This is a genomic window from Pseudarthrobacter polychromogenes, assembly GCF_014644495.1.
In the GTDB taxonomy this organism is placed as follows: Bacteria; Actinomycetota; Actinomycetes; order Actinomycetales; family Micrococcaceae; genus Arthrobacter; species Arthrobacter polychromogenes.
In genome coordinates this window covers 1-22,617 of sequence record NZ_BMKU01000006.1, presented here as the reverse complement: position 1 = coordinate 22,617, position 22,617 = coordinate 1, and the positions used below count along the sequence as shown (strand labels likewise).

Sequence of the window (22,617 nt, the reverse complement as noted above, 5' to 3'; positions counted from 1 at the left end):
GGCAGGCGTCCTCAGTTTTCGAATTCGGAGAGCGGCGGGCAGGAGCAGATCAGGTTGCGGTCACCGGCTGCGCCGTCGATGCGGCCCACCGGCGGGAAGTACTTGTCCTGCTTGAGTGACTTCACCGGGAACACGGCCTGCTCGCGCGGGTAGGCGCGGTCCCAGTCGCTGCTGATGGCGGCGGCAGCGGTGTGCGGGGCGTTCCGGAGCGGGCTGTCCGCCACCGTGAAGTCGCCGTTCGCCACCTGGTCGATCTCGGCGCGGATGGCGATCATGGCTTCGATGAAGCGGTCGATCTCCCCCAGGTCCTCGGACTCGGTGGGCTCCACCATCAGCGTGCCGGCCACGGGGAACGCCAGCGTGGGCGCGTGGAAACCGTAGTCGATCAGGCGCTTGGCCACGTCTTCGGCGGTGACGCCGGTGCGGGCGGTGAGTTCGCGCAGGTCCAGGATGCACTCGTGCGCCACCAGTCCGGCTTCGCCGGTGTAGAGGACGGGGAAGTGTTCGTTCAGCCGTGCCGCGACGTAGTTGGCTGCCAGCAGTGCGGACTTGGTGGCCTCGGTGAGACCGGTCCCGCCCATCAGCTTCACGTAGGCCCAGGAGATGGGCAGCACGCCGGCGGAACCGAACTTGGAGGCGGAGATGGGGACGTCGTTGCCTTCGGTCCAGGTGGCGGCGTTGCCGGGCATGAAGGGTGCCAGGTGCGCCTTGGCAGCAACGGGTCCGACGCCGGGTCCGCCGCCGCCGTGCGGGATGCAGAAGGTCTTGTGCAGGTTCAGGTGCGACACGTCCCCGCCGAACTTGCCCGGCTGCGCCAGGCCAACGAGCGCGTTCAGGTTGGCGCCGTCAACGTACACCTGGCCGCCGGCGGCATGGATCGCGTCGCACACCTCGCGAACATCGGAGTCGTACACACCATGCGTGGACGGGTAGGTGATCATGATCGCCGAAAGGACGTCCTTGTGGGCTTCGATCTTCGCGGCAAGATCGGTGTGGTCGATGGTGCCGTCCGATGCGGTCGCCACCACAACAACCTTCATGCCCGCCAGGACGGCCGATGCGGCGTTCGTGCCGTGGGCCGACGCCGGAATGAGGCAGACGTTGCGCTGCTGGTCGCCGCGGGAGTGGTGGTAGCCGCGGATCGCCAGCAGGCCCGCGAGCTCACCCTGCGAACCGGCGTTCGGCTGGATGGACACCTGGTCATAGCCCGTGATCTCCGTCAGCTGCGCTTCCAGGTCCGCAATGAGTTCGCGCCAGCCCTCAGTCTGCGAATCCGGAGCGAACGGGTGGATGGAGGCGAACTCCGGCCAGGAAATGGCTTCCATCTCGGCCGTGGCGTTCAGCTTCATGGTGCATGAACCCAGCGGAATCATCGTGCGGTCCAGCGCCAGGTCCCGGTCGCTGAGTTTCCGGATGTAACGCAGGAGCTGGGTCTCGGAGCGGTGCGTATTGAACACCGGGTGCTGCAGGAAGTCGGAGGAGCGTTCGACGGCGCTGTCCAGCGCGAAGGCTGCGTCGCCGTCCGCCGTGGCCGGGACGCCGGAGGCCTTCACGCCAAAAGCGTCGAGGACACGGGCGGCAATGTCCGGCGTCGTGGTTTCATCGGTGGAGAAGCCGACGGTGTCGGCATCGATGCTGCGCAGGTTGATGCCCATCGCCTCGGCCGCGGCGACGACTCCGGCAGCCTTGCCCGGCACCGAAACCGTGACAGTGTCGAAGAAGCTGGTGTGCAGCACTTCGAGGCCTGCGGCCTTGAGGGACGCAGCCAGGCTCCTGGCATGGGTGTGGGCGGACTGCGCAATCGCCTTCAGGCCCTCCGGGCCGTGGTAGACGGCGTACATCGAAGCCACGATGGCGAGCAGCGCTTGGGCGGTGCAGATGTTGGACGTGGCCTTTTCGCGGCGGATGTGCTGCTCGCGGGTCTGCAGGGCCAGGCGGTAGGCGGGAACGCCGGCGTTGTCCTTGGAGACGCCCACCAGGCGGCCGGGCATCGAGCGTTCGAGGCCCTTCTGGACTGCCATGTAGGCCGCGTGCGGGCCGCCGTAGAACAGCGGGACGCCGAAGCGCTGGGCGGAGCCCACGGCGATGTCCGCGCCCTGCTCGCCCGGCGGGGTGATCAGGCTAAGGGCCAGCAGGTCGGCTGCAACGGTCACCAGGGCGCCGCGCTCCTTGGCCTCCGCGATCACCGCGGAGTGGTCGAAGACCCGGCCGGAAGCACCAGGCTGCTGCAGGACAATCCCGTTGATGGCGCCGTCCGGCAGTCCTTGGGAAAGGTCCGCCACTTCAACCTCGAAGCCGAGCGCTTCGGCGCGGCCCTTCACAATGGCAATGGTCTGCGGCAGGCAGTCTGCGTCCAGCACCGTCTTGCCGTCGCGGGCATCTGCATTCTGCCCTGTGGCCTTGTTCGCCCGGCGCATCATCAGCACGGCCTCGGCCACGGCGGTGGCTTCGTCCAGCAGGGAGGCGTTGGCGATGGGCAGGCCTACCAGGTCCTGCACCATGGTCTGGAAGTTCAGCAGCGCCTCGAGCCGGCCCTGGGAAATCTCCGGCTGGTAGGGCGTGTAGGCGGTGTACCATGCCGGCCCCTCGAGGATGTTGCGGCGGATCACCGGCGGCGTAACGGTGTCGTAGTAGCCCTGGCCGATCATCTGCACGGCCGTCTTGTTCTTGCCGGCCAGCCTGCGGAGCTCAGCGAGGGCCTCCACCTCGCTCAGCGCGCCTGCCAGTTCCAGCGGGGAGTCCTGCCGGATGTCCTTGGGGACGGCGGTATCTACCAGTGCGTCCACGGTGTCGTATCCCACGGCCTTGAGCATGGTGTCGACGTCGGACTGGCGCCTTGCGCCGATGTGCCGGTCAACGAAGGCTGCGGCAGCGGGTTCGGCAGAAGCATGGGTGGCGGTTGCCGGGGTGGCGGAGGCCGGAGATACAGTCACGAGGAACTCCATAGATAGGGCGGCGCAGGGTACGCCACATCGATTCGTGTCCCTCCCCGCTCTGTATTGGACCTGAGAGTTTCCGCGTGGCCTGCCTGGGCTGGCCTCGCTTGCACCGTCGGTGAGCACAGCTGCCTGGATTTCCGGAACCGGATCTCCGAGCCGACAGCCTGCTGCTTTCCAGAGTTGCCTCGCCGCGGCGGTACATGGGCCTGTGAGATTCCTGGGGAGGTATTGCTCCTACGGCGCCTGCTTGTACCTTCTGGCAGAACTCTCCCGCCGCAGATCAAAGGCTATTGATTTGTAATGTTTGTGGTTGCCGGTGACGGCCCACACATGGACCAATTCTCCTACGCTGCGGGCCCGCGGGCAAATGCCGGTCAGCCCTTCAGCCGCTCCACTGCCGCCAGGAGTTCCTCCACATCTTCCCGCCTGTTCCCGGGGTTACCGGACGGCCCGCTCTCCCACATGGCATTGAAGTACAGCCCATCCCCCATGTACAGCACCGCCTTGGCCATTGCCGTGCCCACATCCTTCCCGATGAGGTCCAGCCACTGCTGCTGGATCGCCGCGAAGCGGCGCCGTGCCTCCTCGTGCGCCACTTCCGCCAGGCGGGTGGCAGCAACAAAGGAGCGGTCCATGGGGGTGTCGGACCAGAGGGACGATCGGATGAAGTACGCGGCGGCGCCTTCCTTCGCGGCCGCCATCGCCGCGAGGTCCTCCCCCGCCAGCCGGTCCAGCCGCTCGAGGGTGGCCGTGATCAGCGCTTCCTTGTTGGGGAAGTGGTACAGCAGGCCGCCCTTGGAGACGCCAGCCCGCCTGGCGACCGCATCGAGGGTGGCCGCCCGCTCCCCCACGTCGATAAGGAGCTCTTCAAAAGCATCGAGGACTGCATCTCGCGCGACGGGTTTCCTGGCCATGGTCCCATCATGCACGGTTGGGATTCGATTTCTTAACTATACCGTCCAGACGGTACAGTTAATTCCATGACACCGTCCGCCGCCGCCCAGCCGAACAGCTTCAGCCCCACCCTGTCCCCCCTGCCCGCAGGCAGCCGCTTCCGGGCAAGCCGGCGGGACTGGCTGGCGCTGGCGCTACTGATGTTCCCCGTCCTGCTGGTAGCCGTTGACAACACGGCGCTGACCTTTGCGCTGCCGGCCATCGCGAGCGCCCTGGACACCTCGGGAGTTCAGCTTCTTTGGATCGTGGACGCCTACCCGCTGGTACTGGCGGGGCTGCTGGTTGCCATGGGGAGCCTGGGCGACAGGATCGGACGCCGGCGGCTGCTGATCATCGGCAGTATTGGCTTCGCGGCAGTATCAGCAGCCACCGCCTTTGCCCCCAGCGCTGGCTGGCTTATTGCAGGCAGGGCCGCGCTGGGTTTTTTTGGCGCCATGCTGATGCCCTCCACGCTGTCGCTGATCCGGAACATCTTTCCGGATCCCAACCGGCGGCGGCTGGCCATCGCGGTCTGGGCCGCAGGGTTCTCGGGCGGCGCCGCGCTGGGGCCGATCTTTGGCGGCTGGCTGGTGGAACAGTTCTGGTGGGGAGCAGTGCTTCTGGTCGCGGTGCCCATCATGCTCCCCCTCCTGGTCCTGGGCCCCGCCTTCATTCCGGAATCCCGGGACCCGTCCCCGGGGAAGGTGGACGCGCCCAGCATCCTGCTCTCGCTGTTCACCATGGCCCCGGTGGTCTATGGGATCAAGGAGTTCGCCACCGAAGGGCCCGGCGGCGCAGCACTGGGAACCATGGCATTCGGCGTGGCAATGGGTGTTGTGTTTGTCCGCCGCCAGCAGCGCCTGCACAGCCCACTCCTGGACATTTCCCTGTTCCGGAACAGGGTTTTCAGCATGGCCATCACCGCCAACATCCTGGCCCTGTTCTCCTTCAACGGGTTCATCCTCTTCCTGGCCCAGCACCTTCAGCTCATCGAGGGCATGTCACCCTCGGCCGCCGGAATGGCGATGATTCCGGCCCTGGTGGCCACCGTTATTGCGGGGCTTGCCGCGGTGCCGGCCGTACGCAAAGTCCGCCCCGGCTTCGTGGTGGCGGCCGGGCTCGCGATGAGCGCAACGGGCTACAGCCTGGTCACTTTCGGCAGCCATGCGGGCGGTCCCTCACTGCTGCTGGCCGCACTGCTGATCCTCGCCTTGGGCGTGGGGACTGCCGAGACAATCTCCAACGACCTCATCCTGGGAAGTGCGCCGCCGGAAAAATCAGGCGCAGCAGCAGCGATCTCCGAGACGGGCTACGAGGTGGGCGCCCTGCTGGGAACCGCGGTATTGGGCTCCATTCTTACGGCCTCCTACCAGCACAACCTGCGGCTGCCGGCGGGCATCACCGACGCCGCCCCCACCGCGGGAACTGCGCAGGCCGGCGAGACCCTCGCCGGCGCCGTGGAGATGGCGGCCCGGCTGCCGCAGCCAATGGCAGACGCCGTGCGCCTGGCCGCGGCAGCGGCGTTCGATTCGGGAGTGCACATCACCGCAGCAATTGGGCTGGTACTGATGGCGACGGCGGCAGTCCTCGCCGCCGTCGTGCTTCGGAAAGTGCCCAAGGCGGACAGCTGAAAGGGGCCCTGCTCACCGGGGACAGCAAAAGGCGCCCGCAGCCAGAGGATTCCACCTCCGGCCGCGGGCGCCCTGCACTCCGCTTCGCTGCGGACGCTGCTACTTTGCGTCCGGCGCCGTAACGCTGGCAGTAGGCTTCATGTTTTCCGCGTTGACCATCCAGGCATACTGCTCCAGCTTGGCGATGAACTCGTGCAGCAGGTCCGCAGTGGTGGGATCCTCTTCATCCACTTCGTCGTGAACCTTGCGCATGGTGCCAACGGCAGCCTCAAGGGCAGCGACGATGCGTTCGATCGCGTCCTTGGTGCTGATCAGGCCTTCAGGGAACTGGGCCAGGCTCGTGGACCCGGACACGGTGGAGCTGCGGCCGTCCGGCAGGGCGTGCAGTGCCCGCATCCGCTCGGCAGTGTCATCAGCGAACTGGCGGGCAGCGTCCACAATTTCATCCAACTGCAGGTGCAGGTCGCGGAAGTTGGTTCCCACGATGTTCCAGTGCGCCTGCTTGCCCTGGATGTGCAGTTCGATCAGGTCGGCGAGCACGGCCTGCAGGTTGTTGGTCAGTGTCGGTGAAGCTTTCATGCGTCCTCCTCAAGTGGGTCCAGTAGTCCCGACGCTATCAGCACCGCAGCGTGCTGTGGCCGGTCGGCGGAGGATTTCTCAGTGAGCTTACTAATTTGTGAACACGGACATAAACGAACGGCATTCATATTTCCCCTTGCGTCCTGCATCACATCCACTCATACTAAATGAACGCCATTCATATAGTGACCGTTGTCTCAACATCTTCCAGAAAGTGGTGCCATGACCGAGACCATCCGCACCAGAACATCCCTTGCCGGTTCCGGGCCGCACTCCCCGGGGACGTCCGGCACCAGTCCCAAAGGACTGAAGGGCGGGCAGCTGGGCCTGCTCGCCGTCGTCGTCCTGGGCATTTCAACCATCGCCCCCGCCTACACCCTCACCAGCGCCCTGGGTCCCACGGTCAACGAAGCCGGGCTCCAGCTGCCTGTCATCTTCCTGATCGGTTTCATCCCCATGATCCTGGTCTCCCTCGCCTACCGGGAACTCAATGCCGATTTCCCGGACAGCGGCACCACCTTCACCTGGGTCACCAAGGCCTTCGGCCCCTGGGTGGGCTGGATGGGAGGCTGGGGCCTGCTGGCCGCGAACATCATTGTGCTCTCCAACCTCGCGGGCGTCGCCGTCGACTTCTTTTACCTCTTCCTGTCACAGCTGACCGGCTCCCCGGAGCTCGCGGACCTGTCCGCAAACAAAGCCCTGAACGTGCTGACCTGCTTTGTGTTCGTAGCCCTGGCGGTCTGGGTCAGCTACCGCGGACTCCACACCACCAAGCTCGTCCAGTACGGCCTGGTGGGATTCCAGCTGCTGGTCCTGGGGCTGTTTGTGGTCATGGCCTTCGCCAACTGGTCTTCCTCGGAAACCGCCATTCCCTTCAGCTGGGAATGGTTCGACGTCACCAGGATCGAGACCTTCGGTCAGATCGCCGCCGGCATCTCGCTCTCCATCTTTGTCTACTGGGGCTGGGACGTCTGCCTGACGGTCAATGAGGAAACGTCCAACGGCAGGAAGACTTCCGGGCTCGCCGGCACGCTCACCGCCCTCATTGTCCTGGCGATCTACCTGCTGGTGAGCATCGCCACCATGATGTTCGCCGGCGTCGGGGATACCGGCAACGGCCTGAACAATACCGAGATCCACGAGAACATCTTCACCGCCCTGGCTTCCCCCATCATGGGTCCCTTCGCCATCCTGATGTCCCTTGCCGTACTGTCCAGCTCGGCCGCTTCCCTGCAGTCCACCTTCATGTCACCCTCCCGGAGCATGCTGGCCATGGGGTTCTACGGCGCCCTGCCCGCACCGTTCGGCCGCGTCAGCAGGAAGTTCGCGACGCCGGGCTTCGCCACCGTTGCCGCCGGCATCATGTCTGCCGGCTTCTACGCGGTGATGCATGTGGTCAGCGAGAACGTCCTCAACGACACCATCCTGGCACTCGGGCTGATGATCTGCTTCTACTACGGGCTGACCGCGCTGGCCTGCGCCTGGTACTTCCGCCACAGCGTTTTCGACAGCCTGCGGCACTTCGTTCTCCGCCTGGTGTGCCCGGTGCTCGGCGGGGTGGGGCTGTTCGTGGTGTTCCTGCAGACCGCAGTGGACAGCGTGGCCCCGGAGTTCGGCAGCGGCTCGGAGATCTTTGGAGTGGGCCTGGTGTTCGTCCTCGGAGTCGGCATCCTGGCCTCAGGCGCCGCCGTCATGCTCATCATGGCCAAGGTCCGCCCCGGCTTCTTCCGCGGCGAAACCCTTAAGCGGGATACCCCCGCGCTGGTGGTGCCGGAGTAGCCGCCGTGAGCTAGTCCAACCGCCCGACCGCAGGAAAGGTGCCGTTCCCCGCACACAGGGGGAACGGCACCTCTCCGTCTAGGGCCACCTGTCACCAGTAGTGCGCCACGTCCACCACCAGGCGGGATCCCGAACCCGGCCCGTCCAGGGTGAAGACCCGGAACGGAAGTCGGGCGCGGACACCCAGGCCAATGCTGGTGTAGCCCTCGTAGCTCCCGGCCCAGACCACCTGGCGGAAGGTCTGGTAACCGGCCACGTTAGAGAGCTCGGCAGGGTCAGCCGGGTTATAGGTGGAGTTACCGTTCCCGTCGTAGGCGGGTGCGTTGACTGTCACCTGCAGGCGCCCGTTTCCCCGGACCGGGATGGTGAACCCGGATCCGTCCTGCACTATTTGGGGAACGTACCTCACGGTGTAGCCGGCGGCAGGGCCGTTGAGGTCCACCACCATCCTGTCGAAGCAGTAGTGCTGCCCCGTGCGGACGTTGGTAACGTTGGCGGTGCTCATGTCCCGGTCGGCTTTCGCCAGGGACCCCCAGACGAGCCCGCAATAGGAAGTGGTTGCCGAGGCGGGCCCCGGTGCCACTATTCCGAGCCCGGCGGCCATGAGGATGGCGGCGAGCCAGGTGGAGAACTTTTTCATTGTGGGGCCACCCATGCGTAGAGCGATGTGATAGCTCAAGGGTAGGAGCGTTTTCGGCGCAGATCGAGGCCTGTGGCCGCTTCGCCGCGCAACCGTTAGGCTGCGGTGCCGCGCATCACGCGCGCATAAATCCGGGGCGGAAAACGGGCTTTCCTTGGCCCCATACGGGCTGTTTCTGACCTGTTGCTGCGCTGTTCCTGCACCTTGCCGTTACCGGCATAACGACGGCGGCAGGAGACGAAAAAGCGCCGGCCACCTTTGGAGGTGGCCGGCGCAGGAAGTTCGGGAGGAGTCAGCCTTCGCAGTCGCGGCAGTACTTCATGCCGTTCTTTTCGCGGGCAACCTGGGAGCGGTGGCGGACCAGGAAGCAGGATGAGCAGGTGAATTCATCAGACTGCTCTGGAACAACAATGACCGTCAGTTCCTCGTTGGAAAGATCCGCGCCGGGCAGGTCTATGCCTTCGGCGGTGTCGTTCTCATCGACGTCAATGACTGCGGTCTGCGCGTTGCCGCTACGCGACGCCTGGAGGGCCTCCAGCGAGTCGGCCGGAGTTTCTTCTTCCTGCTTGCGTGGGGCATCGTAATCGGTAGCCATAGCGTGTTCACTTTCGTTGCTGCGCAGCGCCATTTCAGGCACCTCAGTGAAGCAGTTTAGGGCATGATCCCGCTACCGGCGCAATAGTGTGCTCAACCGGACACTCCGCTGCCCTGGACCACGGATTCATTGTGGCTCCGCCTGGCGTGTTCTGCCCCGGCCGCCACTCCGCTCAGGGCCGGCAGCCATCCCCAGCGGGTGGCATCAGCCATGGCATCGGCTGCCTGCTGGCCGGATTCGTAGGTAAACGTGTCAATGAGCCACGCGCGGAACCGGTCGGAGATGTTTGCGATCATGCCTGAAAGCTACGCAGCGATTGTTGTGGGCGCGTTTCGTCGCTGTCTCGCCGGCGTTAATCCGTGCCGGTTTCCCTGCCTCCTCGCTTCTACGCTGGACAGCAGGGCGGCGCAGTACGGGCACGATGACATCAGGCAAGCGGCCAAGAAGCTGCTCGGACTGATGGACTCCGACTGACCGGAACGTCCGCCGTAGCCGGGGCCGCTGCTAGGGCGCCGGCGGTGTTCCCTCTGAGGCCGTGTCCGCCGGCGGTCGCTGCCTGCGGCTGAGCAGGATAAAAGGTGCGGCGATCAGCTGCAGCGCACCGCCCACGGCCAGGGAAGCCGGATAGCCGTAGAGGTCTGCAGTCCTGCCAAGCACAGGCTGCACCACGACTCCCCCTGCCGAACCCATCAGGGAATCGAAGCTCAGCACTGTTGCCCGCTGCTTCGATGCGATCATGTCGTTCAGGTACGCCTGCCGCACGGGAGTGCCTGCCGAGGCCACCACGGCCCACAGCGCCAGGAGCGCAAGGGCAAGCCAAAAGACGGTGGTGAACATCAGTACCACCAGGATGACTGCGCTGACGATGTTGGTGGCGATCAGCACGCTGGTCCGCCGTTTGACCAGTTTCCGGATGCGCGGCGCCATCCACCCGCCCACGATGTCCGCTCCTGCCACCAGTGCCGCCGCCAGGCCGGCGATGGCATAGGCCCGGGGATCTCCAAACAGCTGCAGCAGGTAGGGCTGCAGAGCGTAGAAGACGTAGATGCCCACGCCCTCGGTAAACGGCGCAGCAAGCATGATGTATCGCACCGGCGGATGCTTGAGGCCCCCGTCCACTGAAGCTTTGAGGACGGCCCGGGTGGCCTGCACGGGGTGGGCCGAGCGTTCAGGCGTGAAGCCGACGTCGTGCATGAGCAGGAAGGCCACCGCGAACATCGCCACCAGCACACCCACGCGCACCAGGAACGGTACCCCCAGGTTCGTGGCCTGGGCGATCACCCCACCGGCCACGGAGCCGGTGAGCATGGCGACCCCGGACACCATTTGTCCGCGCCCGAGCACCACCTCCAGCCCGCCCTCATATCCCGAAAAGCGCAGGGCGTCCACCAGCCAGGCCTCCACCGCCCCCGAAAAGAAGGTAAAGCCCAGGCCCAGCAGGACCGAGACGCCGGCCCACCACCAGAACGGGGCCGAGAACTGCCACAGCAGGAAGTACAGGAAGGTGGACCCGGCCAGCGTGACGGTCCCCAGCAGGAAGGAAGCCCGCCTCCCCCAACTGTCCGCCACCACGCCGGTGGGCACCTCGAAGAGCACCATGCCCACGGTGAAGAAGGCGTTCGCGGCGAAGGCCTCAAGGTTGGTCAGCCCGGCGTCCAGCAGGAAGAGGGTGTTGATTCCCCAGATGAACGAGGCCGCCAGGGTGTTTCCCAGGGTCAGCGTGAGATAGACGCGCTGGATCTTCCTGGCAGCCGCGTTCATGGAGGGCTGCTACGAGGGGCTGAAGCTGGCAGGCACGGGATCATGCCGCAGGTACCGGCGGCGGAAGCGCCCCGTTCCGGCGGTGAGCGCCCGCAGGTCCACGGCGTACCGCAGGAGCTCCTGGTCCGGGACTTCAGCGCCGATTTCAGTCAGGCCCCCGCCCGCGGACGTGGTGCCGGTGAGCCGGCCGCGACGGGATGACAGGTCACTCATCACGGACCCCACGTGCTCGTCCGCCACCGAGATGGTCACTGACGAGACTGGTTCAAGCAGCTGGATCCGTCCGGCCGCCGCGGCCTCCCGGAGCGCCAGTGCCCCCGCCGCCTGGAATGCTGCGTCCGAGGAATCCACGCTGTGCGCCTTGCCTCCTGTCAGGGTGACCCGCAGGTCCACCACGGGGAAACCCGCGCTCACGCCCTTCTCCATTTGCGCACGGACGCCCTTTTCCACGGACGGGATGAAGGTCCCCGGAATAACGCCACCCACCGTTTTGTCCACGAATTCGAACCCCCCGCCGCGGGGAAGCGGCTCCACGTCGATGTCGCAGACGGCGTACTGCCCGTGGCCTCCGGACTGCTTGACGTGCCGGCCGTGTCCTGCCGCGGGTGCTGCAAAGGTTTCCCGCAGGGGCGTCACCACGTCCACCGTGTGCAGCTTCACGCCCTGGTCGCGGAGCCGGTCCAGGACTACCTCGACGTGGGCCTCGCCCATGCACCAAAGGACCAGCTGGTGCGTTTCTGAGTTGCGTTCCACACGGAGGGTGGGATCGCCGGCCGCGATCTTCCCCAGGCTGCGAGCCAGCGCGTCCTCGTCGCTGCGCGAATCGGGTTCCACCGCCACCGGCAGCAGCGGTTCGGGCATCTCCCACGTGGCCAACAGCAGGGGCCGGTCCCGCCCGGAAATGGTGTCCCCCGTTTCGGCGCTTCCCAGTTTGGCCACCGCGCACATGTCGCCGGCCACGCAGTACGGCACGGGCCGCAGGGAGGCCCCCAGCGGTGAGTAGAGGTGCGTGACGCGTTCGTCCGAGTCGTGGTCCTGGTGGCCGCGGTCCGCCAGCCCGTGGCCGCCGACGTGCACGGGCGCATCCTCCCGCAGTGTCCCGGAGAAAACCCGGACCAGGCACACCCGGCCCAGGAACGGATCGACGGAGGTCCGGACCACCTCCGCCGCCAGCGGTCCCATGGGGTCGCACCGCAGGGCCCCTGCGGGTGCTCCCGCGAGGTCGGTCGCCCCGGGTACGCTGCCGTCCGGTGGTGCTGGAAATGCCCGGACCAGCACTTCCAGGAGTTCCGCGGTGCCCAGCCCGCTCACGGCGGACGTGGACAGGACAGGAAAGAAGGTGCCGCGTTCGACGGCGGTTTCCAGGTCGGCGATGAGGACATCAGTGTCGATGTCCTCGCCTTCGAGGTAGCGGTCCATCAGGGTCTCGTCCTCGCTCTCGGCGATGATCCCCTCAATGAGATCACCCCTGGCGGCACCGGACGCGGCGAGTTCCGCCGCATCCGCTGCCCGCACGGCAGCGGCCGGCTCCCCGGACGAATAGTCCGTAACCGTGCCGGACAGCAGTCCCAGCAGGCCGGTGACCTCACCGCCCGCCCGCACCGGGACATAGAGCGGCAGGACGCCCTCGCCGAAGGACTTCCGGCAGGCGGCCAGGACGCCGTCGTAATCTGCCCGCGGGTGGTCCATCCGGGTGATGGCGACGGCGCGGGGCAGCTGCATGAGCTCGCACTCACCCCACAGCGCGGTGGTGGTGGCGTCGATGCCGTCGACGGCGGACACCACGAACAAGGCGGCGTCCGCCGCGCGCAGGCCCGCCCGGAGCTCGCCGATGAAATCGGGGTAACCGGGAGTATCCAGGAGGTTCACTTTGATGCCGTCGATCAGCAGCGGCACCAAAGACAGGGTCACGGAGCGTTGCTGGTGCACGGCAGCGGGGTCGGAATCGCTGACCGTTGTCCCGTCCGGGATGGATCCTTTGCGCGTGATCATGCCCTGGGCAGCGAGCAGTGCTTCTATGAGCATGGTTTTTCCGGCGCCCGAATGGCCTACGAGTGCCACATTCCGGATCCTGGCCGGATCCTCCGCGGCAATGCCGGCAGAGGCGTCTGCACGGCGCGATTCGGCTCCGTTGCGGCCAGCTGCCGTCCTGCCTGGGTCCTTGGTGCCCTTGACCGACATGGGAAACCTCCTGGCGTCTTTGCCATCCGACCGGACGGAAATGTGTCCTCTGATTCGACACCCTGGAGGGTGGATCGGCAAGAGCCGCAGGGCTTGGGATTAGCTGCCGCGCGCCTTCCGGGTGGCGGCGTCATTGGCCTTCTGGATGGCCTTGACCAGCTCGTCCTTGTCCATGATGGACCGGCCGTCGATGTCCAGCTCCTGGGCAAGCTCGTAGAGGTGTTCCTTTGAGGCGTTCGCGTCCACCCCTCCCGCGGTGGGCTCGGATGACGTGCCGCCCTCCTCGGCCCGCTTGTCCGAGGGGCCGCGCTTTTCCTTCGGCTCCCAGTGGTCTCCCACTTTCTCGTAGCTGTGCTTGAGGGAGGCGTAGGCCGCCCGCGCAGCCCGGCCCTCGTCATTGTCATAGCTTTCAAGGGCTGAATCGTAGGTCTTGGCGAACGTGTCCTGGGCCTTTTGCTCAGAGCGCTGCAGGGTGGAGGGAAGCTCTTCCTTGCGGGCGTGGTCGTTCTTGCCGGTCTTGGGCACGGTACCCACACTCCTTTCATCAGCAGGCTGATCATACGGATGACACCAGCTTAACTGGCGGGGTGCACGGAGAGGCGGGCGGCCTGGACGGAATGTCTGGCGGTGGAGCCCCCTGTCGGATTCGAACCGACGACCCCCGCTTTACAAGAGCGGTGCTCTGGCCAACTGAGCTAAGGAGGCGTGCCCCTGCGGGCGGCGCCTGAACGGCGCTAGATAAGGTTAGCCCAACTGCTGCCGGTGGTAAAAACGCCGGCGGCCCCCACAGGATTCAGGGTTAAAGCCGGCGGCCCGTTCCCGGAAGAATCCGGGAGCGGGCCGCTGGGTGTACAGGTGCGGGAAAGGTGTTAGGCCTTGGCGTCGATCGCCGCCTGGATTTCGGCGTTCAGGTCGGTGCCGCCGTCCCACTGCTTGCCGTCGATGAAGACCGTGGGCGTACCGGTGATGCCGGTGTTTGCTGCCAATTCCGTGGAGTACTTGACGTAGGGGCGGAAGGTCTTGTCGTCCACGCAGCTGTTGATGTCCGCACCGATGTCGGTGGCGAGGGACTTCAGCTTGTCATCGGACAGGCCGGCACCGCCTTCGGCGGGCTGGTTCTCGAAGAGGACATTGACGTATTCCCCGTACTTGTCGGGGGCCGTGTCGGCAACACATGCAGCCGCGTTGGCGGACCGGGATGAGTAGTTGGTGCTGGACTGGCGGTCCAGGAAGCCCAGGGGGCGGTACTCCATGGTGATCTTGCCTTCATTGCGAAGGCTTGTCAGTGCCTCGTTGTAGGTCTCTTCGAAGCGCAGGCAGACCGGGCAGATGAAGTCGATGTAGGCAATGACCTTGACGGGCTGCCCTTCTTCGGCTTCTGCCCCCGGTGCCACCACGGGGCTGGGCGGGGTTTCGGGCTTGGTCAGGGTGGTCACGTCAACGGTGGCAGGATCCGTCTGCTTGACGTCGGTGTTGGCCAGGAGGGTCACGCCGCCATTGACGTTTGCGTTGGCGGGCACGGGCCCCTGGTCGGCGATGGGGGTGTTCTGCCTGATGCTGGTGGTCACCACCAATGCGACAACAGCCAGGATGGCCACGACAGCCGCCACGATGCCCCAGCCGATGAGCAGTTTGTTGCGCTTGTCCTTTTTCAGCTGCGCTTCACGGATCAGGCGCGCCTTTTCGCGCGCCTCCGCGGTTCGCTCAGCCTTGGACTTACGGACTTCGTTTGCAGGGCTCATGTGTTCCTTGGGTCGGTTGACGTGGGGGGACCACTTCGTGGCAACTCCAAACATTTTAGGGGAGAAAGCTGGGAGCTTGCTCCTTCAAGTATTGGCGGGGTTGACGAACGGCCGAATAGCACGGAAGATTCCGTCCCGTTAGGGTGGGCAGAGAGGCACAAGCAACCCCAGGGGGCCGCAATGCAAACACCCGTCCAGGAAAAACCCACCGCCCCGGCGACGTCCGGCGCCGCCGGAGCAGGCCACGGCGGCGAAACAAAGTACGACTTCATGGTGGTGTCCAACAGGCTGCCTGTGGACCGCTGCGCCCCCGGCGACAGCGGGGACGACGGCTCCGGCTGGCGCCGCTCCCCAGGCGGCCTGGTGACAGCACTGGCGCCCATGATGACTAAGACAGACGGCGCCTGGGTGGGGTGGCACGGCGCGCCGGACGAGACGGTCAAGCCCTTCAGCCACGGCGGCATGGACCTCGTCCCGGTCCAGCTCAGTACCGACGACGTGGAGCTGTACTACGAGGGGTTCTCCAACGCCACCCTCTGGCCGCTCTACCACGACGTCATCGCACCGCCGGAGTTCCACCGGACCTGGTGGGACGCCTACCGCAAGGTCAACCGAAGGTTTGCCGACGCCGTCGTCCGCCATGCCGACGAGGGCGCCACGGTATGGGTGCAGGACTACCAGCTCCAGCTGGTGCCGCGCATGCTGCGCGAAGCGCGGCCGGACCTCCGGATCGGGTTCTTCAACCACATCCCCTTTCCTCCGCCCGAGATTTTTGCCCAGCTGCCATGGCGCCAGGCAATCATCGACGGGCTCCTCGGAGCAGACCTGGTGGGCTTCCAGCGGACCAGCGATGCCGGCAACTTCATGCGGTCCGCACGCCGCTTCCTGGGCGCCAGCGTCAAGCAGCAGCAGGTGCACGTCAAGGGTCCGGACGGTAAGATCACCCACATTGCCCGGGCCCAGGCCTTCCCCATTTCCATCGATGTGCGGCATATCAGCGAGCTGGCCGCCACACCGGAAATCGTTGAGCGGGCACGCCAGATCCGCCAGGACCTTGGCAACCCCAAGACCATCCTGCTCGGCGTGGACCGGCTGGACTACACCAAGGGCATCCGGCACCGCCTCAAGGCCTTCGAGGAGCTCCTGGCGGACGGCAAGCTTTCTGTCGGTGACGCCACCCTGATCCAGGTGGCCAGCCCCAGCCGTGAACGCGTTGAGCAGTACCGGCTCCTGCGCGAGGAGGTGGAGGGCACCGTGGGCCATATCAACGGCACCTACGACACCATCGAGAACACTGCCGTCCGCTACCTGCACCACAGCTACCCCGTTGAGGAGATGGTGGCCCTGTACCTCGCCGCCGACGTCATGCTGGTGACGGCCCTCCGGGACGGTATGAACCTCGTCGCCAAGGAGTACGTCACGGCACGAACCAACAACGACGGCGCCCTGGTCCTGAGTGAGTTCGCCGGCGCAGCCGACCAGCTGAAGCAGGCCCTGCTGATGAATCCCCACGACATCGACGGGCTCAAGGGCGCCATCATGCGCGCCGTGGAGATGCAGCCACGGGAAGCCGGCCGCCGGATGCGGGCCATGCGCAAGCAGATCCTCGAGCACGATGTGGACCACTGGTCTGCCGACTTCCTGCACGCGCTCAACGAAAAGGTTGTCCGTGATGACTCCTGATGCCAGCCACGCGAAGGACAAGCTCGCGCTGACTCCTGAACTTCGGGAGGCCATCCGGGAGATCGCCGGGACCGAGCACCTGCTGGTGGCCATGGACTTCGACGGAACCATGGCGCCTATCGTCGGCCACGCGGACGACGCGCGGCCCCTGCCGCGCTCCGCAACGGCTTTCGCCGGGCTGGCCGTACTTCCACGAACGACGACGGCACTCATCTCCGGACGCGCCCTCGCCAGCCTGCGCGCCGTCGCGTCCCCTCCGGTGAACACCCTCCTGATCGGCAGCCACGGAGCAGAGGCATGGCTGGGCCCTGGATCCACCGGGCTGACGCTCGAACCCGAGCAAGAAGCGCTCCTTGCCGAGGTGCGCGCCGTCTTGGAGGACATCGTCAAGGAAGCACCGGGCACCATGCTCGAGGACAAGCCGGCCGGGGTGGTGCTGCACACCCGCCTCGCCCCCGATGACGTCGCCAACGATGCCGTGGCTGCTGCGCGTTCCCTGCTGCAGGACCGCAAAGGGGTGTTCCTCAAGGACGGCAAGCGCGTCCTTGAGACCTCGGTGGTCAATGCTTCCAAGGGCGAAGGCGTCACCTTCCTGCGGCAAATCACCGGCGCCACCGGGGTCCTGTTCGCCGGCGACGACACCACGGACGAGGACGCCCTGGCTCGGCTGGAGCCGGGGGACGTCGGCGTCAAGGTGGGCCTGGATTTCACCCAGGCCCAGTACCGGGTAGAGGCGCCGGTCCACGTGGCGGAACTTTTGGAGGTACTGCTTCAGGAGCGCAGCATGGCCGTCGCGGAGGAAGACCCCGGGACTTGAGCGCCGTGATGCGGCGCACGCGGGTTGTGCAAGCTCACGTGTGACGTCCGTAACATTTGCAACCATTGGCGGAACATCTGACATACTCTTGCTTGTGATGTGGCGCACAAGAACCGTGCGGCGTCACTCAATGCCCTCCTGTTTCGGCTGGACGGCGCCTGCAGTACAAAACTGAACAAACATGAACCATTCACAACGGATCGTCCGGCACGTACCTGCCGGTGAAGGGATTGATAACTGTGGCTACAGTTACTTTTGATAACGCTACGCGTCTGTACCCGGGCACAGATAAGCCCGCCGTCGATAAGCTCAACATCGACATCGCCGATGGCGAATTCCTGGTCCTCGTCGGACCCTCAGGTTGCGGTAAGTCCACCTCCCTGCGCATGCTCGCAGGCCTCGAGGACGTCAACGCCGGCCGTATCCTTATTGGCGACCGCGACGTCACCGATGTTCCGCCGAAGGACCGCGACATCGCGATGGTTTTCCAGAACTACGCGCTGTACCCCCACATGACCGTGGCCGACAACATGGGCTTCGCCCTGAAGATCGCAGGCGTCTCCAAGGAAGAGCGCGCCGAGCGCGTCCGCGAAGCAGCCAAGCTTCTTGACCTTGAGCAGTACCTGGACCGCAAGCCGAAGGCACTCTCCGGCGGCCAGCGCCAGCGCGTCGCCATGGGCCGCGCCATCGTGCGTAACCCGCAGGTCTTCCTCATGGATGAGCCGCTCTCCAACCTGGACGCCAAGCTCCGCGTCCAGACCCGTACCCAGATCGCCTCGCTGACCCGCCGCCTGGGCGTCACCACCGTCTACGTGACCCACGACCAGGTCGAGGCCATGACCATGGGTGACCGCGTTGCTGTGCTGAAGGACGGCCTGCTGATGCAGGTTGACACCCCGCGCAACCTGTACGACAAGCCCAAGAACGTCTTCGTTGCCGGCTTCATCGGCTCCCCCGCCATGAACCTGCTCGAACTCCCGGTCGTCGACGGCGGCGTCCAGTTCGGCGGAACGGTGTACCCCGTGCCGCGCAACGTCCTGGAAGAGGCGCACGGCTCCACGGTTACCCTCGGAAGCCGTCCCGAGGACCTCGAAACTGCGCCCCAGGGCGAAGGCCTGAAAGTTGAGGTCGACGTCGTCGAAGAGCTCGGAGCCGACGCCTACGTCTACGGCCACACCACGCTTGACGGCAAGGACCACGACATCGTGGCCCGCGTCGACGGCCGCCGCCCTCCGATGAAGGGCGAGATCATCTACGTCCGTCCGCAGTCGGGCCACGTGCACCTGTTCGACACCAAGACCGGCCTGCGCCTGGGTGACTAATCCCCCTGCATCACTGACGGCGGCCCTCCTTTCCGGATGGCCGCCGTCGGCTTTTAACCGTGCCCTCAGAAGAAATTAGCTGGCCGCCCCTAACGTACGGAAGAATTGACCCCATGACCGAGGAATACAGCGCCCAGTGGCACGACGAACCCACCGACTATGCGCAGATCGGCAAACTGCCGCGGTTTGTTGCCGCCAGTGCCGATGACGGCAAGGCTGCCTCGGTTTCCAGCTCCCTGAACATCACGGCGGCTGCGGCCGATCCCGAACTGCTGGACCTTCCCTGGCACATTGCCCTGGAGGACTGGCCGGCGGAAAACCTGGCTGCCCTCCCCCGGGGCATCTCCCGCCACATCGTGCGCTTTGCCCACCTCGGCGGCTCCGTGATCGCCATCAAGGAAACCTCCGAGCACGTGGCGCGCCACGAGTACCACATGCTCCGGAAGCTGGCCCGCCTGGACGTCCCCTGCGTGGAGCCCGTCGCCGTCATCACCGGACGCACCACCCTGGACGGACGGCCGCTGAACCCGGTCCTCGTCACCAGGCACCTGAAGTTTTCCATGCCCTACCGCGCCCTGTTCTCCCAGATGCTCCGCAAGGACACCCTGACGCGCCTCATCGACGCCCAGGCGCTGCTCCTGGTGCGGCTGCACCTCATCGGCTTCTACTGGGGCGATGTTTCCCTCTCCAATACGCTGTTCCGGCGCGACGCCGGCGCGTTCGCTGCATACCTGGTTGACGCTGAGACCGGCGAGCTCTACCCGGACCTGTCCACGGGCCAGCGGGAATACGACCTCGAGATCGCACGGGTGAACATCGCCGGTGAGCTGATGGACCTGCTCGACGGCGGGCTCATCGAGGAGAAGGTGGACCCTGTGGCCACCAGCGAGCTCATCATGGACAGCTACCGCCGGCTCTGGGCGGAGCTTACAGAGAAGGAGTCCTTCGAACTCGGTGAGCGCTGGCGCGTGAGTGCAAGGATCCGGCGGCTCAACGAACTCGGCTTTGACGTCGAGGAATACGCCATCAAGACCACCCAGAACGGGTCCACCATTCAACTACAGCCTAAGGTGGTGGACGCCGGGCACCACCAGCGGCGGCTGCTGCGCCTCACGGGCATCGACGCGCAGGAGAACCAGGCGCGCCGGCTGCTGAACGACATGGACTCCTTCCGTGCGGACAACAACCCGAACATGGACGAGGAATACAGCGCCCACCTCTGGGTCAGCCAGATCTTCGAGCCGATCGTCAGATCCATCCCGCGGGACCTCTCGGGCAAGCTGGAACCGGCAGAAGTGGTGCACGAGGTCCTGGAGCACCGCTGGTACATGTCGGAGAAGCAGGAGCGGCACATTCCGCTGGCGGAGGCCGTGCAGTCCTACATTGACTCCATCCTGCGCCACCGCCGTGATGAAGCCGCGATCATGCTGAACCCGGACACGGGAATGCTGAAGATCCTTGAAGTGGAGACGGAAGAGTCCCGCTACGGCGACGATGAGTCGATTGACGAATACCCGGACTCCGACGACTAAGGCTAGATTGCCTTTCCAGGGTTGAGGATCCCCTCGGGATCAAACAGTTCCTTGATCCTCCGCTGGATCTCGCGGACCGGCTCCGGCTGCTCCTGGCCCAGCCAGCGCAGCTTGTACTGCCCCACACCGTGTTCGCCGGTGATGGTGCCGCCCATGGCCAGCGCGGCGGTGATGGACTCGTCCAGGACCCGCTGGAGACGTTCCAGGTCGCCGGCGTCCACACTGCCGCCCGCCCGGTCGATCCAGAAGGTGGGATGCAGGTTGCCGTCTCCCGCGTGGGCTACAACTTTGAGGTGCACCCCGTAGTCCAACGCCATGGCATCCAAGGCTGCAACGTAGTCCACCAGCCGGGAACGGGGAACGGCGACGTCCTCGCCCACGCGGTATTCGTCGTCGACCTCCACTCCCCGGCTGTGGCGCCGGAGCTCCACCAGCCGTTCAGCCTCCGCGCTGGCTTCAGTGGTAACGGCCGCGCCGCCCGCGAGCAGCACTTCACGGACCACTTGGGCCTCCGCTGCGGCACCAAACCCGTCGGTTTGGACCAGAAGCAGCGACCGGCCGCGGGTCGAGAGATCGGACCCGTGGATGTCATCAAGCTGGGCCAGCGTGCCGCCGTCGAGCAGTTCCATGATGGCTGGCTGGACCCGGGCCCTTCCCACTGCCAGGACGCCTGCGGCGGCCTGCCGGAAGTCGGGGTAGAACGCTGCGACGGTATGCACGTCACGGGGCAGGTACTTCAAGCGCACGGTAACTCCGACCACAATGCCGAGCGTCCCTTCGGAGCCTACGAAAAGCCCGGTGAGATCGTAGCCGGCTACCCCCTTGAACGTTTGATGGCCGGTATGGATGAGCGAGCCGTCCGCGAGCACCACGTCCAGCGCCAGGACGGAGTCCCGGGTGACCCCGTATTTGGCGCAGCGCAGCCCGCCGGCGTTGGTGGCCACGTTCCCGCCGATGGTTGACGTTCGGAAGCTGGCGGGATCGGGCGCGTACATCAGCCCATGGTCCGCCGCCGCATCGTTCAGGACAGCATTGACGACGCCCGGTTCAACCACTGCCGTCTCGTCGTCCGGGTTGAGCGCGAGGATCCGGTCCATGCGCTCCAGGGACAGGACAATGCAGTTCTTCGTGGCGTGGGCCCCGCCGGACACACCAGTGCCCGCGCCGCGCGCCACGATGGCTACGCCGGTACCGGCGCACGCGCGGACTACGGCCTGGACCTCTTCCACGGATTCCGGGAAGACCACAGCCAGCGGCAGGTGGAAGTCGATCACCGGAGCCTGGTCCACCGCATACCGGCGGAGGGTAACTTCCCCTGCGTCTAGCCGGCCGGGTGCCAGGACCCTCTCCAGCTCGTCAACTACGCTTCCCAACCTGGCCTCCCTACGTCGTCGGCGGATTCTCCCAAGTCTAGGGGGAAAACCCCACGGGGCTCGTTGGCGGATGCCCCAGGCAGGCACTCGTCCGCAGCCGTGAATACAAGCTCAGGCAGCGCCCATGAAACGGGCGTACCTGCCAAGGATCTCAGGCCAGGCTTGGGCGTAGGTGGCCCGTGTGGCAGCCGGGTCTTCAGCCCCCTCCCAACCGTCGTGGAATATTCTTACTTCGGCTCCGTCCGGGACAGACCGGAAGGCGACCAGGAGCTCCGTGGACCACAGCGCCGTGGTACCGGGATGCCAGGTGGCGTGGAATGACAACGGAGGCTGCCAGTCATCCAGCGTTCCCCAGATGCTGGTGCGGCCGTCGTCCGCCGTTTCGAGGATGAGGTTCTCCTCGAACTCAACATATGAGCCGGCCCCATAGACGCCGTACGATTCCAGTGGCCACCAGAGGTGGGTGTGGTCCGTGAAACCTGTGAATGCATGCGCGACGCTTCCCGGTACGACCACCGTGTGCACCAGTGGCTCCAGGAGTTCGAAAGCGGCGTGGCCGTCACCCCCGGACGGTTCGTTCTTGTGGCTGAAGAGGCTGTCCATGCTGCCCAACTTTACCGCCCCTCCCCCTGCGACGCTCTCTCACTCGATGCGGGGTTTCCCGGGACGCTCTCTCACCTGATGTGGGGTTTCCCGGGACGCTCTCTCACCTGATGCGGGGTTTCCCGGGACGCTCCCTCACTCGATGTCGGGTTGCGGCCGTTTCTTGCCGGCAGAAGGTGGGAGAGGATCGTCCGGGAAGCGCCATCATGTGAGAGAGGATCGTTCGGGAAGCGCCATCAAGTGCGGGATCGTCCGGGAAGCGGCATCTACTGCGAGAGGGTCCGCCCGGTGCCTGCATCAAGTGCGAGAGGATCGTTCGGGAAGGCGACGTTAAATGAGAGAGCGTCGGGGGGTGGGTCGTCCGGGCTTCGCGGGGCCCGTGTTGTGTGTGTTAAATGTGGGAGGCCCCAACCATTAGTGGTTGGGGCCTCGACCCTTTAGTGTGTGTCCGGCGGTGACCTACTCTCCCACACCCTCCCGGGTGCAGTACCATCGGCGCTGTGGGTC

At 65.7% G+C, this 22,617-nt stretch carries 18 protein-coding genes, 1 tRNA gene and 1 riboswitch; of the genes, 6 read left to right on the top strand and 13 right to left on the bottom strand.

Annotated features, from left to right (window positions below; genetic code table 11):
• Positions 1-11: 11 nt before the first annotated feature.
• Together gcvP and IEX43_RS11110 are read right to left on the bottom strand one after the other, a co-directional pair.
• Positions 12-2,945, bottom strand: a complete 2,934-nt coding sequence (gcvP, locus tag IEX43_RS11115; protein WP_229666415.1) for an aminomethyl-transferring glycine dehydrogenase — start codon at positions 2,943-2,945, stop codon at positions 12-14.
• 178 nt (positions 2,946-3,123) lie between these two features.
• A riboswitch (glycine riboswitch) is annotated at positions 3,124-3,222 on the bottom strand.
• Positions 3,223-3,313: 91 nt separating this feature from the next.
• Positions 3,314-3,853, bottom strand: coding sequence for a TetR/AcrR family transcriptional regulator (locus IEX43_RS11110; protein ID WP_188811042.1), 540 nt, complete (start codon positions 3,851-3,853; stop codon positions 3,314-3,316).
• Between the two features lie 66 nt (positions 3,854-3,919).
• On the opposite strand from IEX43_RS11110, the gene IEX43_RS11105 reads away from it, so the two are divergent.
• Positions 3,920-5,503, top strand: a complete 1,584-nt coding sequence (locus IEX43_RS11105; RefSeq protein ID WP_188811040.1) for an MFS transporter — start codon at positions 3,920-3,922, stop codon at positions 5,501-5,503.
• 99 nt (positions 5,504-5,602) lie between these two features.
• Here IEX43_RS11105 and IEX43_RS11100 read toward each other — a convergent pair whose 3' ends face one another.
• Positions 5,603-6,082, bottom strand: coding sequence for a Dps family protein (locus IEX43_RS11100; RefSeq protein WP_104189606.1), 480 nt, complete (start codon positions 6,080-6,082; stop codon positions 5,603-5,605).
• Positions 6,083-6,304: 222 nt separating this feature from the next.
• Here IEX43_RS11100 and IEX43_RS11095 point away from each other — a divergent pair, with 222 nt between their 5' ends.
• Positions 6,305-7,861, top strand: coding sequence for an APC family permease (locus tag IEX43_RS11095; RefSeq protein WP_188811038.1), 1,557 nt, complete (start codon positions 6,305-6,307; stop codon positions 7,859-7,861).
• Between the two features lie 91 nt (positions 7,862-7,952).
• On the opposite strand, the gene IEX43_RS11090 is transcribed toward IEX43_RS11095, so the two are convergent.
• From IEX43_RS11090 to IEX43_RS11055, 8 genes are all read right to left on the bottom strand, one after another.
• Entirely contained in the window at positions 7,953-8,501 is a 549-nt protein-coding gene (locus IEX43_RS11090; protein WP_188811036.1) for an AMIN-like domain-containing (lipo)protein, read from the bottom strand.
• Positions 8,502-8,793: 292 nt separating this feature from the next.
• A complete protein-coding gene (locus IEX43_RS11085; protein ID WP_188811034.1) occupies positions 8,794-9,096 on the bottom strand; it encodes a DUF4193 domain-containing protein in 303 nt (100 codons plus the stop codon).
• Between the two features lie 92 nt (positions 9,097-9,188).
• Positions 9,189-9,392: a hypothetical protein gene (locus tag IEX43_RS11080; RefSeq protein ID WP_188811032.1), complete on the bottom strand. Its 204-nt coding sequence runs from the start codon at positions 9,390-9,392 to the stop codon at positions 9,189-9,191.
• Between the two features lie 208 nt (positions 9,393-9,600).
• On the bottom strand, positions 9,601-10,857 hold the full coding sequence (locus IEX43_RS11075; protein WP_188811030.1) for an MFS transporter: 1,257 nt from the start codon (positions 10,855-10,857) through the stop codon (positions 9,601-9,603).
• Positions 10,858-10,866: 9 nt separating this feature from the next.
• Complete coding sequence (locus IEX43_RS11070; protein ID WP_188811028.1) at positions 10,867-13,038, bottom strand: elongation factor G-like protein EF-G2; 2,172 nt, start codon at positions 13,036-13,038, stop codon at positions 10,867-10,869.
• 99 nt (positions 13,039-13,137) lie between these two features.
• Positions 13,138-13,563, bottom strand: a complete 426-nt coding sequence (locus IEX43_RS11065) for a ChaB family protein (protein WP_188811026.1) — start codon at positions 13,561-13,563, stop codon at positions 13,138-13,140.
• A 103-nt stretch (positions 13,564-13,666) separates the two neighbouring features.
• Positions 13,667-13,743 (bottom strand) — tRNA-Thr (locus IEX43_RS11060).
• A gap of 164 nt (positions 13,744-13,907) precedes the next feature.
• A complete protein-coding gene (locus IEX43_RS11055) occupies positions 13,908-14,780 on the bottom strand; it encodes a DsbA family protein (protein WP_188732292.1) in 873 nt (290 codons plus the stop codon).
• Between the two features lie 180 nt (positions 14,781-14,960).
• Between IEX43_RS11055 and IEX43_RS11050 the strand changes: the two genes are divergently transcribed.
• The 4 genes from IEX43_RS11050 to IEX43_RS11035 all read left to right on the top strand — a co-directional run bounded on the left by IEX43_RS11050 (position 14,961) and on the right by IEX43_RS11035 (position 20,134).
• Positions 14,961-16,463 (top strand): alpha,alpha-trehalose-phosphate synthase (UDP-forming), encoded by a 1,503-nt coding sequence (locus tag IEX43_RS11050; RefSeq protein WP_188811024.1) that lies wholly within the window; start codon positions 14,961-14,963, stop codon positions 16,461-16,463.
• The gene (gene otsB / locus IEX43_RS11045; RefSeq protein ID WP_188811022.1) at positions 16,453-17,280 is read left to right on the top strand and encodes a trehalose-phosphatase; all 828 of its coding nucleotides are present in this window, start codon (positions 16,453-16,455) and stop codon (positions 17,278-17,280) included. Before IEX43_RS11050 ends, otsB begins: the two co-directional genes overlap by 11 nt.
• A 239-nt stretch (positions 17,281-17,519) precedes the next feature.
• Positions 17,520-18,602 (top strand): ABC transporter ATP-binding protein, encoded by a 1,083-nt coding sequence (locus tag IEX43_RS11040; protein ID WP_188811020.1) that lies wholly within the window; start codon positions 17,520-17,522, stop codon positions 18,600-18,602.
• 113 nt (positions 18,603-18,715) lie between these two features.
• A complete protein-coding gene (locus IEX43_RS11035; protein WP_174179679.1) occupies positions 18,716-20,134 on the top strand; it encodes a DUF4032 domain-containing protein in 1,419 nt (472 codons plus the stop codon).
• 2 nt (positions 20,135-20,136) lie between these two features.
• Here IEX43_RS11035 and IEX43_RS11030 read toward each other — a convergent pair whose 3' ends face one another.
• Positions 20,137-21,507 (bottom strand): FAD-binding oxidoreductase, encoded by a 1,371-nt coding sequence (locus IEX43_RS11030; protein ID WP_188811018.1) that lies wholly within the window; start codon positions 21,505-21,507, stop codon positions 20,137-20,139.
• Positions 21,508-21,618: 111 nt separating this feature from the next.
• Complete coding sequence (locus IEX43_RS11025; RefSeq protein ID WP_188811016.1) at positions 21,619-22,110, bottom strand: SRPBCC family protein; 492 nt, start codon at positions 22,108-22,110, stop codon at positions 21,619-21,621.
• Positions 22,111-22,617 lie beyond the last annotated feature (507 nt).